Raw genomic sequence first — 14425 nt, 5'->3', positions numbered from 1 at the left:
CTTAGAAAAGGAGGTTCAAGAAATGAGGAAAACGACTAAGGTAACAAATAAGTTGTCCGCTATTAAAAGCAATCAATCCTTACATATTTTGATTTATATCCTCCTTGCAGGAATTATGTTTTTAGTCATGTATAGTAATGTAAAACCGGAAGTTTTGCAATTAGAGGTTTTGCGTCCATCCGAACAGACAATTCGATCTCCATTAACAATTGAAGATAAAATTGCCACTAAGGCAAAACAGGATGCTGCAGCAAAAGAAGTTGACGATGTTTTCACCCTTAAATCCGAATACACAGATAATCAAGTGGATCTTGCAATTTCTATTTTTGACTCAATTGAAGAGACTAATACTGAAGCATTGGATGTGTATAATGCGAAGGTAAGAGAATGGGAAAGTCTCACGGAAGAAGACCGAGGGGAAGAACCAAAACAATTGACAGCTTCGGAAAAATTACAGATGTTAAAAACGAAGCTTCCACAAGATTTAACTAATCGAATCCCAGATGATGTCCTTACAGCTTTATTAACGGCCACTCATGATCAATTATCTCATGCAAAGGATGCGGTTATCACAGCTGTAAATAATGTAATGAACACTAGAATTCCTTCCTCTGAGGTAGAAAATGCTAAAAATAAAGTAGTGGAAGAATTACAATACTCCAGTGTGGATACAGCGCTACGAGAGCCAATGCGTGAAATGGCGCGTTTTGCAGTCGTTCAAAACGTCTATTATGATGTAGAAGCCACCGATGAAAAACGCCAACAAGCAATTGAAGCAGTGGAGCCTGTCAAAATTCTACAGGGTCAAATTATCGTGGAAGAAGGACAATTAATTACTAGAGATATTTATCGTCAACTAGAGCTTCTAGGAATGACTAGCACCAATAACCCAATTCAACCATTCATCGGCTTGGCGTTAATTATTGTGTTAGTAATAACGGCACTAGTATATCATTTTCATAACGAAATGATTCCAACTGATCGACATCGCAATATTTATTTATTAATTTTTGCGATTATCTTTTCTGTTACCATTCTATTAATGAAGGGTATTAGTTTATTCCAACAAATCGATTATTCTGATATAGGATATATTGTTCCAGTGGCTATGGGTGCAATGTTAATAAAACTACTGATTAATGAAAAAGTCGCCATTCTCTCAAGTATGATTTTTGCTGTTTGTGGGAGTCTTATCTTTAATGAGGGTGTTACAGGTACGCTTAATTTCACAGCAGGAATTTATTTCTTATTTGGTTGTTTAGCTGGCGTGTTGTTTTTAAGTAAGCATAATCGTAGAGGGAAAATTCTCCAAGCGGGGCTTTTTGTTGCCTTGATCAATATTATCGTGATATTTTCGATCATGTTATTACAAAATGGTAGTTATTCGAGTTTAGATTATGGTTCATCCATTATTATGGCGGTTTTATCAGGTGTTATAGCTGCTGTTCTAACTATTGGGCTACTACCGTTCTTTGAAGCTGGATTTAATATTCTATCAACCATGAAATTAATCGAATTATCGAACCCAAATCATCCGTTATTACGCAAAATTTTAACGGAAGCACCGGGCACTTATCATCACAGTGTCATGGTTGCGAATTTATCTGAGTCCGCCTGTGAAGCAATTGGGGCGAATGGATTATTAGCTAGAGTGTCATCGTATTATCATGATATTGGAAAAACTAAACGACCGCATTTCTTTATCGAAAATCAAATGAACATTGAAAATCCACATGATAAGATTGCACCCCAGCTTAGTAAAACGATAATTACAGCACATGCTACAGATGGTGGAGAAACGTTGAGAAAATATAAAATGCCCAAAGAAATCGTTGACATTGCTGAGCAACATCATGGGACAACATTGTTAAAATATTTTTATCATAAAGCAAAGCAGCAAAGTGATCGAGAAGTTCTTGAATCTGATTTCAGATATGTAGGACCTAAAGCACAAACAAAAGAGGCTTCAGTAATCGGGATTGCAGATAGCGTTGAAGCAGCGGTACGTTCATTATCAAATCCAACTCCGCAAAAAATCGAATCACTAGTTAATAGCATTATTGCTGACCGATTACAGGATGGGCAATTTGATGAATGTGATATAACGCTGAAAGAGCTTGATATCGTTGCAAAAACACTTTGTGAATCATTAAAGGGAATCTTCCACTCAAGGATTGAATACCCTGCGGAGACCACAAAACAGAAGGTGAAGGAAGCATGAGATTAGAAATTGATTTCAATGATGAAATTGGAGAAGTAAGAGAAGAAGAATGTAAATTAGTGCAGGAACTACTTGTTTTAGCCGCTGAAAAAGAAGGCGTCAAAGAAGGAACAGAGGTTTCGATTACATTTGTTGATAATGACCGTATTCAAGAAATAAATCGAGAATACCGCGATAAAGATCAACCAACAGATGTTATTTCCTTTGCCATGGAAGAAATGGGCGAGGGAGAGATTGCGATAATCGGTGAAGACATACCCAAGCTATTAGGAGATATCATTATCTCAATCCCTAGGGCAAGGGAGCAGGCTGAGGATTATGGTCATTCCTTTGCTAGGGAATTAGGTTTCCTTGCTGTTCATGGCTTCTTACATTTGCTTGGTTATGACCATCTGACAAAAGAGGATGAGGAAAAAATGTTTTCAAAACAAAACGAAATCTTAGAGGCCTATGGACTTGAAAGATAAAAGTAAATGGACGCGCTTAATCAAAAGCTTTTCGTATGCTTTACAAGGCTTGCGAGAAGCATTTTTTTCGGAACGCAATTTACAGATACACTTTTTGTTTTCGTTAATTGTTGTGATTTGTGGTTTCTTTTTTCAAATCACAAATGTGGAATGGATGGTTATTCTTCTTTTAATCGGTGGAATGTTTTCAATTGAATTGATGAACACAGCAGTCGAAAAAGTGGTGGATCTAGTTACTAGTGAATTTCATCCCTTGGCTAAGAAAGCTAAGGATATCTCGGCAGGAGCTGTCCTTATCTATGCGATCATATCTGTTATTGTGGGATTGATCATTTTCCTACCTTACTTAACTGATCTAATTTAAAGAAAATTCTTACAATTATGTAACAAATGAATCAAACCCATGCATTAATCAAGATTTTTATGTAAAATAAAAATACACTTCCGTACTAACATACGCAGAAAGGAAGATAGAAGTGAAAACAGAGGAACTAATCAACGAAGCGAAAAAAGCAAGAGAACTAGCATATGTTCCATATTCAAACTTTAAGGTAGGGGCTGCTCTACTAACAAAAGATGGTAAAGTGTACCATGGCTGTAATATTGAAAATGCAGGTTATAGTGCAACCAATTGTGCAGAGAGAACTGCTATTTTTAAGGCCGTTTCTGAAGGAGATAAGAAGTTTGTAGCAATGGCTGTAGTGGCAGATACAGACCGACCAGTGCCCCCATGTGGCGTTTGTCGTCAAGTAATTTCAGAGCTATGCCAGCCTGATATGAAGGTTTATTTATCAAACCTAAAAGGCGATGTACAAGAGACAACGATTAATGAATTACTACCAGGGGCTTTTACACCGGAGGATTTACATGGAAAATAAGAATGGATATAAATCAGGCTTTGTTTCAATTATTGGAAGGCCAAATGTGGGGAAATCCACATTTTTAAATCATGTTATCGGACAAAAAATTGCGATTATGAGTGATAAACCTCAAACGACACGCAACAAGGTGCAAGGGGTTTTTACTGAAGAAAATTCTCAAATTATTTTTATTGATACGCCAGGGATTCATAAACCAAAACATAAGCTTGGCGATTTTATGATGAAGGTTGCCCAGAACACTCTAAAGGAAGTCGATATCGTTTTATTTATGATCAATGCAGAAGAGGGCTATGGGCGTGGTGATGAATTCATCATTGAACGCTTAAATAATATTCAGACACCAGTTTTTCTTGTTGTTAATAAAATAGACCGAATACATCCTGACAAATTATTAGAATTAATCGAGAAGTACAAAGGGCTCTATCCTTTTAAGGAAATTGTTCCGATTTCGGCGTTGCAGGGTACGAATACCCCAAGATTAGTTGATCAAATCAAAAAATACTTACCGGAGGGACCTCAGTATTATCCTGCTGATCAGGTAACAGACCATCCTGAACGATTTATTATCACCGAATTAATTCGCGAAAAAGTACTTCACCTTACAAGAGAGGAAGTACCACATTCCATTGCAGTTGTTATGGATTCGCTAGAAAGACGAGAAGGTGGCAATACCGTATACGTTGGTGCAACTATTATTGTCGAACGCAATTCGCAAAAAGGAATTGTGATTGGAAAACAAGGAAGTATGCTTAAAGAGGTTGGAAAGCGAGCAAGGGAAGATATTGAAGCATTGTTGGGGTCGAAGGTATTTTTAGAGCTTTGGGTAAAAGTTCAAAAGGACTGGCGAAACAAAATGTCACAGCTCCGTGATTATGGGTTTAGAGAGGATGAATACTAGAGCACGAACGCAACAGTATTTGCGTTTCTGAAAAAAATTCACGGATTAGCAAAATTTATGTAACATGTTTTTTAGGATTTTCGGTCAAGATATTCATACAAGTGAATGAAATTGGAGTAGTCTTTGCTAGTTAAAATAACGAAAAAGGTGGGGTTACTATGTTAGATTTTACCTGGAAGGTGTTTAGTGAAACAGGTAATGTTGATACGTATCTTCTTTTTAAGGAATTGGAACAAGAGAAGACTGAGAGACCCGAAACACAGAATGAGGAGCTAGCATCAATAGATTTTCCAATTACTTGACCATCCAAAAAAAGCGTCTTAGACTATCTAAGAGCGCAATATTTTAGTAACAAAGGTAATTGGGGTTGCCTTGTTGCCAATGGATGGTGACAGAAGTGCTGCAAAAATGCGAAGGTATTATCATAAGAACAAGTGATTATGGTGAAACGAATAAAATCGTTACTTTGTATACCCGTGAATGGGGAAAAATTGGGGTAATGGCAAGAGGCGCTAAGAAACCAAGCAGTCGCCTTGCTGCTATTACCCAGGTTTTTACATATGGACAGTTTTTAGTTCAAAAGACGTCTGGTTTAGGCGTTTTACAACAAGGTGAAACCATTTCAACCTTCCGTTCCATTCGAGAAGATATTTTCTTAACTGCATATGCGTCTTATGTGGTTGAATTAACCGATAAATGTACGGAAGAAAAGAGATCAAATCCTTTTCTTTTTGAAATGCTATATCAAACATTAAATTACTTAAATGAAGGATATGATCCCGATATTCTTCTTTATATTTATGAGCTTAAAATGCTTCCATTACTCGGATTGTATCCTCGACTTGACGAATGTACAATTTGTAAAAGAACAGAAGGCGAATTTGCTTTTTCAATAAAAGAAGGTGGCCTCCTTTGTCATCGCTGCTATGAAAAAGAACCTTATCATCTTAAGGTATCGCAAGCAACAATTCGATTACTTCGCTTGTTTTATTACTTTGATTTAAGTCGGTTAGGTAGTATCGCCGTAAAGGAAGAAACGAAGAAAGAACTAAAAATGGTTATTGGTATGTATTACGAAGAATATTCAGGCTTGTATCTAAAATCAAAACGATTCTTAGATCAACTTGAAAATTTTCACCTACCGTAAAGAGTCTACTTGACATGGGTGTAAATTTGGACTATAGTTCAATTAAAAATATCGCACGGTGAAGGAAAATAGTACTTATTCAGAGTTCATAAAAGCGAACCTAGGACGGTGGAAGCTAGGGTATGAACTGATAAGGAAGGCGTTCCAGAGTGTAACACATGAAAGAGGCAATAACTCATTATACGGGTTAGTTGCAAATAGGGTGGAACCGCGGGTAAACTCTCGTCCCTATGTCTACAATTAGGCATAGAGGAGGGGAGTTTTTTATTTTTGTAACAAAATTAACTTAGGATTATTTTTTATGTAATTTTACCGGAGGTGCGAGATTAATGAATATACAAGAAATGATATTAACGTTACAAAAGCATTGGTCAGATCAAGGCTGCATCCTCATGCAAGCCTATGACGTAGAAAAGGGTGCGGGAACCATGAGCCCCTATACATTCCTAAGAAGCCTTGGTCCTGAGCCTTGGAATGTCGCATATGTTGAACCATCAAGACGTCCGGTCGATGGCCGCTACGGAGAAAACCCAAACCGCCTTTACCAACACCATCAGTTCCAAGTTATCATGAAGCCATCACCTGATAATATTCAGGAGCTTTACCTTGATTCCTTACGGAAATTAGGAATTGATCCATTAGAGCATGACATTCGCTTCGTTGAAGATAACTGGGAGGCGCCAACATTAGGAGCAGCAGGACTTGGTTGGGAAGTATGGCTTGACGGAATGGAGGTCACACAATTTACATATTTCCAACAGGTAGGTGGCCTTGAATGTAAACCAGTATCTGTTGAAATCACATACGGAATTGAACGTTTAGCCTCTTATATTCAAGATAAGGAAAATGTTTTTGATTTAGAATGGACAAAAGGCTTTACTGTTCGTGATATTTTCCAACAGCCTGAATATGAGCATTCAAAATATACATTTGAAACATCTGACCCTGAAATGCTTTTTAACCTATTTAGCATTTATGAAAAGGAAGCACACCGTCAAATGGACGAGGGCCTTGTTCATCCAGCATATGACTATGTTCTAAAATGTTCACATACCTTTAACCAGTTAGATGCTAGGGGAGCAATCTCAGTCACAGAACGAACAGGGTATATCGGCAGAGTACGTAATTTAGCTCGTAAAGTAGCTAAAACGTTTTATGAAGAGCGGGAAAAATTGGGCTTCCCAATGCTGAAGGCAAAAGGAGACGATCGTCATGAGTAATCGAGATTTATTGATAGAAATTGGTTTAGAGGAAATGCCAGCACGGTTTGTAACAGATGCCATGAATCAACTTTCTGACAAGGTTACAAACTGGCTGCTTGAACATAATATTTCATTTGAACAGGTCGAACGTTTTTCTTCACCTAGAAGACTAGCCGTACTTGTTCATGATGTTGCGGAAAAACAAAAGGATGTTGAACTTGAAGCGAAAGGTCCTGCGAAAAAAGTCGCCTTAGACCAAGATGGAAATTGGTCAAAAGCTGCAATGGGCTTCACAAGAGGACAAGGTGCAACAGTTGAAGATATCTTTTTTAAAGAAATCAATGGTATAGAATACGCACATATTAATAAATTTATTAAAGGGAAAGACACAAAAGAAATTTTAAATGAGCTTGAGGAAGTAATTACACATCTATCATTCCCTAAAAATATGCGCTGGGGCAATCAAGAGCTTCGCTATGTTCGTCCAATAAAATGGATTGTTTCATTATTCGGTGATGAGATTATTCCAATTTCAATCACTCATGTGACAGCGAGTAATAAAACTTGGGGACATCGTTTCTTAGGTCATGAGGTTGAAATTGCATCCCCAAGAGACTATGAAAAACTTCTAATGTCTCAATATGTAATTGCAGATTATCTTGAGCGAAAAGAAGCAATTACAAACCAAATTAAAATACTAGAAGAAGACAACAATTGGGAAATCCCAATTGATGAGGATTTATTAGAAGAGGTAACAAATCTTGTTGAATATCCAACTGCTTTTTATGGGAAATTTGAAGAAGAATTTTTAAATGTACCAGAAGAAGCGTTAATCACAAGCATGAGAGAGCATCAACGCTATTTTCCTGTAAAGGATAAAAATGGTGCCCTTCTTCCATTCTTTGTAGCGGTACGCAATGGGGACCATAAGCATCTTGAAACAGTCGCTAAAGGTAATGAGAAAGTACTTCGTGCTCGTTTATCTGATGCAGACTTCTTCTATAAAGAGGATCAAAAATTAAAAATTGATGACTTAATTCAAAAGCTTGATAAAATCATTTACCATGAAGAAATTGGTTCAATTGGTGATAAGGTTAGGCGGATTCAGCAAATCACGAGGCACTTATCAGGGCTTCTTGGACTAGATAGCGAAACAAAGGAAAAGGCAATTCGAGCTGCCGGGATTTGTAAATTTGACCTTGTCACAAATATGGTTTACGAATTCCCTGAGCTTCAAGGAGTCATGGGTGAACGATATGCAAGATTAAGTGGTGAAGATGAAGCTATTGCTGTAGCAATTAATGAGCATTACATGCCACGGCATGCTGATGACGTTAGTCCTTCATCAACCATTGGTGCTTTAATCAGTATTGCCGATAAGTTGGATACGATTGTTGGATGCTTCTCTATTGGTATCATCCCGACTGGTTCACAGGACCCTTATGCATTACGTCGTATGGCATCTGGTGTTGTTCAAATCTTGCTTGATAAAGACTGGAATTTTAGTCTGGAAGAGTTATTCGATTATGTATTAGGTCTATTTGTCGAAGCGAACATCGCAAAGCTTGAAAAACAAGAAATTAAAAAAGAACTTGTTCAATTCTTTAAATTACGTATCAAGCATGAATTAAACAATCGAAACATTCGCTACGATATAATTGATGCAGTTCTTGGTACAAATGTTGGAAATGTTGGACTCATTATTAGAAAAGCTGAAATGCTTGAAAAAAATAAAGACCATCATGACTTTAAAACAACAATCGAATCATTAGGAAGAGTATTAAATATCGCTAAAAAAGGTGAAGATGCTGAAATTAATCCAAGCCTTTTTGAATCTGATGAAGAAAAACATCTCTTTGAGAAGTTTACAGAGGTCAAACCAAAAGTAATCGAAAGCCTTAAAACACATGATGTAGTAGAAGCCTTCCGTTTCTTAGCTTCATTAAGAGAGTTAATTGACCAATATTTTGAACATACAATGGTAATGGCAGAAGATGAGGAAGTAAGGAAAAATCGTCTTGCTCAAATGGTTCAACTCTCAAAACTCATCTACCTTATCGGGGACATGAATTCCATTATTGTAAAATAAGGAGGAATAGCTAGGGGTATCTTGCTCCTAGTCTTTTTCTATACACTATACGTCTTTACGCAATTAGTATATAATAATTCTAATTAGTATAACCTTATTTGGAATACATAAACGGATAGATCTTAGGAATGGTGGTGAGTACAATAGAACTTAGCAAACGGCAAGAACACATTGTACAAATTGTAAAAGACAATGGACCAATTACAGGGGAAGCTATTGCAGACCGGTTAAGTTTGACGAGGGCAACCCTCCGTCCAGATCTCGCCATTTTAACAATGGCAGGCTACCTTGAAGCAAGGCCTCGTGTCGGCTATTTTTATACGGGAAAAACAGGTCAACAGTTACTAGCCGATAAAATAAAGAAAATCAAAGTGATGGATTATCAATCGATTCCTGTTGTGGTAAATGAGAGTATTTCTGTTTATGATGCGATTGTTACAATGTTTTTGGAAGATGTCGGAACATTATTTGTGGTGGATAAATCGTCACTTCTAGTAGGAGTTTTATCGAGAAAAGATTTACTGCGGGCAAGCCTTGGTAACCAGGATTTAAAATCTGTACCTGTCACGATTATTATGACCCGTATGCCTAATATAACAACATGTGAAAAAGATGATCATTTACTCGACGTGGCTCATAAATTAATTGAAAAACAAATTGATGCATTACCTGTGATAAAACACTCTGAACGTGGTATTGAGGTAATTGGAAGGATTACAAAGACAAATATGACAAAAGCCTTAGTGGCCCTCGCTGGGGATGAAATCCTCTAATTTTTGGTAAGGAGATGGAGTAGCAGATGATTAATCGTGTGGTATATGTAGTATCGGATTCAGTTGGAGAAACAGCAGAATTGGTTGTTAAAGCAGCAGTAAGTCAATTTAACGGATCACATACAGATATTAAACGAATTCCTTATGTTGAAGATACATCTACATTGTCAGAGGTTGTAGCCCTTGCGAAGCTTAATAATGCAATTATAGCTTTTACACTTGTAGTTCCTGAACTAAGAGACTTCCTTGTGAAGGAAGCGGAGCGAGAAGGAGTAATTGTAAATGATATTATTGGTCCGCTAATTGATAAAATGTCAGGTCTTTATGAAAGTAACCCAAGATTTGAAGCAGGACTTGTAAGAAAACTAGACGAAGATTATTTCAAAAAAATAGAAGCAATTGAATTTGCGGTTAAATATGATGATGGACGTGATCCAAGGGGAATTCTTCGCGCAGATATCGTGCTAATTGGTGTCTCAAGGACTTCTAAGACCCCATTATCCCAATACCTTGCACATAAGCGATATAAGGTAGCAAACGTTCCGATTGTTCCTGAGGTAGACCCACCGGAAGAACTATTCAAAGTATCGCCGAATAAATGCTTTGGATTAAAAATCAGTCCTGATAAACTAAATCATATCAGGCGAGAAAGATTAAAATCACTAGGCTTAGATGACCAGGCGATTTATGCAAATATTAACCGCATTAAAGAAGAACTTGATCACTTTGAATCAATCATTTCTAAAATTGGTTGTGATGTTATCGATGTTTCAAATAAAGCAGTTGAAGAAACGGCAAACATTATTTTAAATCAAATCAGTAAGCGAAGAACTAACTAAAAAATTCCTATTAATATAAAGAGTAAACATATCTTAAAAAGATATGTTTTTTTATGGCACTTGAAGGAATTTTATATTATAATAAAAAATTGTGATAAAAATACATATTTTTAGGTTTAGAGTTCGATTGGATAGAATAAACTATGTATTGAAGGTTGTCAAGGGTAAGATAAGGAAATAGGTGAATTAATTTTCGACATTATTTTCTCATTTCAAAATTTTTCTTTCCAAAAATTCTTTTGAATATCCGTTCTTATTACTCACCTAAAGATTAGACAATCACAGATTTTGAACATATTTTAAATCTTTTTCTGGAAAAGAAGGATTCTCTGGAGTGATGTAGAATAGAGAAATATGACGAAAAAAAGAATAAAATATTTGTTGATGCAGACGCATGTCCTGTTAAAGAAGAAATACTTAGCATTGCAGGTACATATAATATCAATGTTGTATTTGTTGCTTCTTATGCCCATGTTATGTCAAATCCCATGGGTGGAAAATGGGTGTACGTGGATGCTGAGAAAGAGGCTGCAGATCTCTATATTATGAATCATGCAAATAATAAAGACATCGTCATAACCCAGGATACTGGCTTAGCAAGTATTTTAGTTAACAGAGGTGTAACAGTAATATCACCCCGTGGCAAAGAGTTTAAGGAAGAGGATATGGAACAAATTCTCCATTTCCGATTTTTATCCGCAAAGGAAAGACGTAATGGCTCCTACTCGAAAGGGCCAAAACCCTTTACTGATGAAGACAGACAACATTTTACTAAAACTTTTAAAAAAAGTTTGTCGAATATTGCAGGATTTAAACTCTAAATATAGAATAAATTAGTACTTGGGGATGTTAAACATGGGGTATCGAATTCCCGAAGAAACAATCGAAAAAATTCGTATTTCTGTTGACATTGTTGATGTTATTAGTGAATATGTTCAATTGAAGAAGCAAGGCAGAAATTATTTTGGCTTATGTCCATTTCACGGTGAAAATACCCCTTCATTTTCTGTTTCCCCTGACAAACAAATCTTTCATTGTTTCGGGTGTGGAGCAGGTGGAAATGTATTTTCTTTTTTAATGGACTTAGAAGGCTATTCATTCGCAGAGGCTGCAGTAAACTTAGCTAAAAAAGTGAACATAGACTTATCAGATTATGAACAGCAAACAGCTGTTTCTGATAAAAATAATGATGCATCAAAAATGCAAGAAGCACACGAATTATTAAAGAAATTCTATCATCACCTATTACTTAATACAAAAGAGGGTCAACCAGCGCTAGACTATTTAACAAATAGGGGCTTCACAAGAGAAATTATCGATAAATTTGAAATTGGCTATGCCCTCGACTCGTGGGAATTTGCAACGAAATTTCTCCAAAAAAGAGGCTTTGGACCTGAGTTGATGGAACGGGCCGGATTACTCGTGAAAAAGGAGGATACCGGAACATTCTTTGATAGATTTCGAAACCGCATTATGTTCCCGATTTGGGATCATCAAGGCAAAACAATTGCATTCTCTGGCAGGGTGCTTGATAAGGGGCAGGAACCAAAATATTTAAACAGTCCTGAAACGATTATTTTTAATAAAAGTAAAACCCTTTACAATTTCCATCAAGCAAGACTTGATATTCGAAAACAGCAGCAAGTAGTTCTTTTTGAGGGATTTGCAGACGTAATTGCAGCTGATACAGCAGATGTTCCAAATTCAATTGGTACAATGGGTACATCCTTAACGGATGAACATGTAAAAATAATTAGAAGGAATGTGGAATCAGTTATCATCTGCTATGACTCTGATAATGCTGGGCTCGATGCCGCTTTACGGGCTTCATCCTTGCTTGCAAGTGCGGGCTGTTTTGTGAGAGTTGCAACAATGCCGAATGGCATGGACCCTGATGACTACATTAACAAATATGGCGCGGAGAAGTTTAAAAATGATGTAATAGGGGCAAGTCTTACATTAATGGCATTTAAAATGCAGTACTTAAGAAGAGGAAAAAATCTTCAGGATGAAGGAGAACGCATTCGTTATATAGAAGATGTACTTAAGGAAATTTCCTCTTTGGAAAAGGCTGTTGAAAGAGATCATTATTTGCGCCAGCTATCAAGTGAATTTTCAATCTCGCTTGATGCATTAAAAACACAACAGCTTCAGTACTATAAATCTGAACGGAAAAAAAGGGATAATTTCTCTGGGAATAGAAATAATACGAAAGCGCAACCCACCGTATCTAAACACTTACTTAAAGCCTATCATAATGCGGAACGTTTTTTACTTGCGTATATGCTAAGGAGTCGGGAAATTGCTGATAAAGTGCAAGATCAGCTCCAAGCCGAATTTAACATTGAAGAGCATCGAGCAATTGTAACGTATTTATATGCATATTATGAAGAAGGCCATGAACCTGATATCAGCACATTTCTAACAAGGATACATGATGATAATTTAAAACCGATTGTGACTGATATAGCAATGATGTCAGTTGAAGAAGAAGTATCAGATTCTGTGTTATCAGATTATGTGAAACAGGTGTTGAATCACAAAAAAATGTCAATGATAAAAGAAAAAGTATCTGAACAACTTGAGGCTGAACGTAGTAAGGATTATTTGAAGGCCGCTACGATTGCAAATGAAATTATTCAAATGAAAAAAGCATTACATTAAAATAGGTTTTCTAACCTCTATGTCTTACTAGTTTTGGAAGGAGGGGAACAAATGGCTGAAAAGTCTAAAGAAGTTGATACAGAATTAACATTAGAGCAAGTTAAAGAAAAATTAACAGAGTTAGGTAAAAAACGCGGAGTATTAACCTATGAGGAAATCGCTGAGCGTATGTCCGGTTTTGAAGTTGAATCAGACAATCTTGATGAATACTATGAGTTCCTTGGAGAGCAGGGGATTGAATTAATAGGTGAAGGCGATGGTCGTGATGCTGCCGATGATAATGAAGATGATCCAAACATCCAAGATTTATCCAAGGAAGAAGAATTTGACCTAAATGACCTAAGTGTTCCTCCAGGAGTTAAGATTAATGACCCGGTACGTATGTACCTAAAAGAAATTGGTCGTGTTGACTTACTTTCAGCAGATGATGAAATTAAGCTCGCTGAAAGAATCGAACAAGGTGATGAAGAGGCCAAACGTCGACTTGCTGAAGCCAATTTGCGACTTGTTGTAAGTATTGCAAAGCGTTACGTTGGTCGTGGGATGCTGTTCCTGGATTTAATCCAAGAAGGAAATATGGGACTTATTAAAGCTGTTGAGAAATTTGATTATCGCAAAGGCTTCAAATTCAGTACTTATGCCACTTGGTGGATTCGTCAAGCTATTACACGTGCGATAGCAGACCAAGCTAGAACCATTCGTATCCCTGTTCATATGGTCGAAACAATCAATAAATTAATCCGAGTGCAACGTCAGTTACTCCAGGATCTTGGACGCGAACCAACTCCTGAAGAAATTGCTGAGGATATGGATTTAACCCCTGAAAAGGTTAGAGAAATCTTAAAGATTGCTCAAGAGCCTGTGTCATTAGAAACACCAATTGGTGAAGAAGATGACTCGCATCTTGGTGATTTTATTGAAGATCAGGATGCTACATCTCCATCAGAGCATGCTGCATATGAGCTTTTAAAGGAACAACTTGAAGATGTTCTTGATACCTTAACAGACAGAGAAGAAAACGTATTACGTCTACGTTTCGGTTTAGACGACGGACGCACTCGTACTCTTGAAGAAGTAGGTAAGGTATTTGGTGTTACTCGTGAGCGCATACGCCAAATCGAGGCAAAAGCACTACGAAAGCTTCGTCACCCAAGCCGTAGCAAGAGACTAAAAGATTTCTTGGAATAAACATTTTCATTTACATTACGTAGTTTACTTCATAAAATTGAAGTAAACTATTTTTT

14 protein-coding genes are annotated in these 14425 nt (G+C 36.9%); all 14 read left to right on the top strand.

Translation table 11 applies throughout. From position 1 onward, the window contains the following. Positions 1 to 22: 22 nt before the first annotated feature. Positions 23 to 2221 carry an HD family phosphohydrolase gene (locus tag V7097_RS07780; protein ID WP_335703036.1) on the top strand — a complete coding sequence of 733 codons (2199 nt, stop codon included), beginning with the start codon at positions 23 to 25 and terminating at the stop codon, positions 2219 to 2221. Next, positions 2218 to 2688, top strand: a complete 471-nt coding sequence (ybeY, locus tag V7097_RS07775; RefSeq protein ID WP_335703035.1) for an rRNA maturation RNase YbeY — start codon at positions 2218 to 2220, stop codon at positions 2686 to 2688. Before V7097_RS07780 ends, ybeY begins: the two co-directional genes overlap by 4 nt. After that, positions 2672 to 3052 carry a diacylglycerol kinase family protein gene (locus tag V7097_RS07770; RefSeq protein WP_335703034.1) on the top strand — a complete coding sequence of 127 codons (381 nt, stop codon included), beginning with the start codon at positions 2672 to 2674 and terminating at the stop codon, positions 3050 to 3052. Before ybeY ends, V7097_RS07770 begins: the two co-directional genes overlap by 17 nt. A 112-nt stretch (positions 3053 to 3164) precedes the next feature. Then, positions 3165 to 3566 (top strand): cytidine deaminase, encoded by a 402-nt coding sequence (locus V7097_RS07765; protein WP_438824213.1) that lies wholly within the window; start codon positions 3165 to 3167, stop codon positions 3564 to 3566. Then, on the top strand, positions 3556 to 4467 hold the full coding sequence (era, locus tag V7097_RS07760; protein WP_335703033.1) for a GTPase Era: 912 nt from the start codon (positions 3556 to 3558) through the stop codon (positions 4465 to 4467). The genes V7097_RS07765 and era overlap by 11 nt, the downstream gene beginning before the upstream one ends. 158 nt (positions 4468 to 4625) lie before the next feature. Further along, positions 4626 to 4769 carry a YqzL family protein gene (locus V7097_RS07755; RefSeq protein WP_335703032.1) on the top strand — a complete coding sequence of 48 codons (144 nt, stop codon included), beginning with the start codon at positions 4626 to 4628 and terminating at the stop codon, positions 4767 to 4769. Between the two features lie 95 nt (positions 4770 to 4864). Continuing rightward, the gene (gene recO, locus V7097_RS07750; RefSeq protein WP_335703031.1) at positions 4865 to 5614 is read left to right on the top strand and encodes a DNA repair protein RecO; all 750 of its coding nucleotides are present in this window, start codon (positions 4865 to 4867) and stop codon (positions 5612 to 5614) included. A gap of 329 nt (positions 5615 to 5943) precedes the next feature. Then, on the top strand, positions 5944 to 6834 hold the full coding sequence (gene glyQ / locus V7097_RS07745) for a glycine--tRNA ligase subunit alpha (RefSeq protein WP_335703030.1): 891 nt from the start codon (positions 5944 to 5946) through the stop codon (positions 6832 to 6834). Beyond that, entirely contained in the window at positions 6827 to 8905 is a 2079-nt protein-coding gene (gene glyS / locus V7097_RS07740) for a glycine--tRNA ligase subunit beta (protein WP_335703029.1), read from the top strand. The genes glyQ and glyS overlap by 8 nt, the downstream gene beginning before the upstream one ends. Before the next feature lie 134 nt (positions 8906 to 9039). After that, positions 9040 to 9678: a helix-turn-helix transcriptional regulator gene (locus V7097_RS07735; RefSeq protein ID WP_335703028.1), complete on the top strand. Its 639-nt coding sequence runs from the start codon at positions 9040 to 9042 to the stop codon at positions 9676 to 9678. Positions 9679 to 9704: 26 nt separating this feature from the next. After that, positions 9705 to 10517 (top strand): pyruvate, water dikinase regulatory protein, encoded by an 813-nt coding sequence (locus tag V7097_RS07730; protein WP_335703027.1) that lies wholly within the window; start codon positions 9705 to 9707, stop codon positions 10515 to 10517. Between the two features lie 344 nt (positions 10518 to 10861). Beyond that, positions 10862 to 11338 carry a YaiI/YqxD family protein gene (locus V7097_RS07725; protein ID WP_335703265.1) on the top strand — a complete coding sequence of 159 codons (477 nt, stop codon included), beginning with the start codon at positions 10862 to 10864 and terminating at the stop codon, positions 11336 to 11338. Between the two features lie 34 nt (positions 11339 to 11372). Next, positions 11373 to 13181 (top strand): DNA primase, encoded by a 1809-nt coding sequence (gene dnaG, locus V7097_RS07720; protein ID WP_335703026.1) that lies wholly within the window; start codon positions 11373 to 11375, stop codon positions 13179 to 13181. A 51-nt stretch (positions 13182 to 13232) separates the two neighbouring features. Beyond that, the gene (rpoD, locus tag V7097_RS07715) at positions 13233 to 14369 is read left to right on the top strand and encodes an RNA polymerase sigma factor RpoD (RefSeq protein WP_335703025.1); all 1137 of its coding nucleotides are present in this window, start codon (positions 13233 to 13235) and stop codon (positions 14367 to 14369) included. Positions 14370 to 14425 lie beyond the last annotated feature (56 nt).

Origin of the sequence: Bacillus sp. JJ1562 (assembly GCF_036962705.1) — a bacterium.
In the GTDB taxonomy this organism is placed as follows: Bacteria; Bacillota; Bacilli; order Bacillales; family Bacillaceae_L; genus Ferdinandcohnia.
Note: the sequence above shows the minus strand (reverse complement) of the source record. Positions and strands in the feature narration are given on the sequence as shown.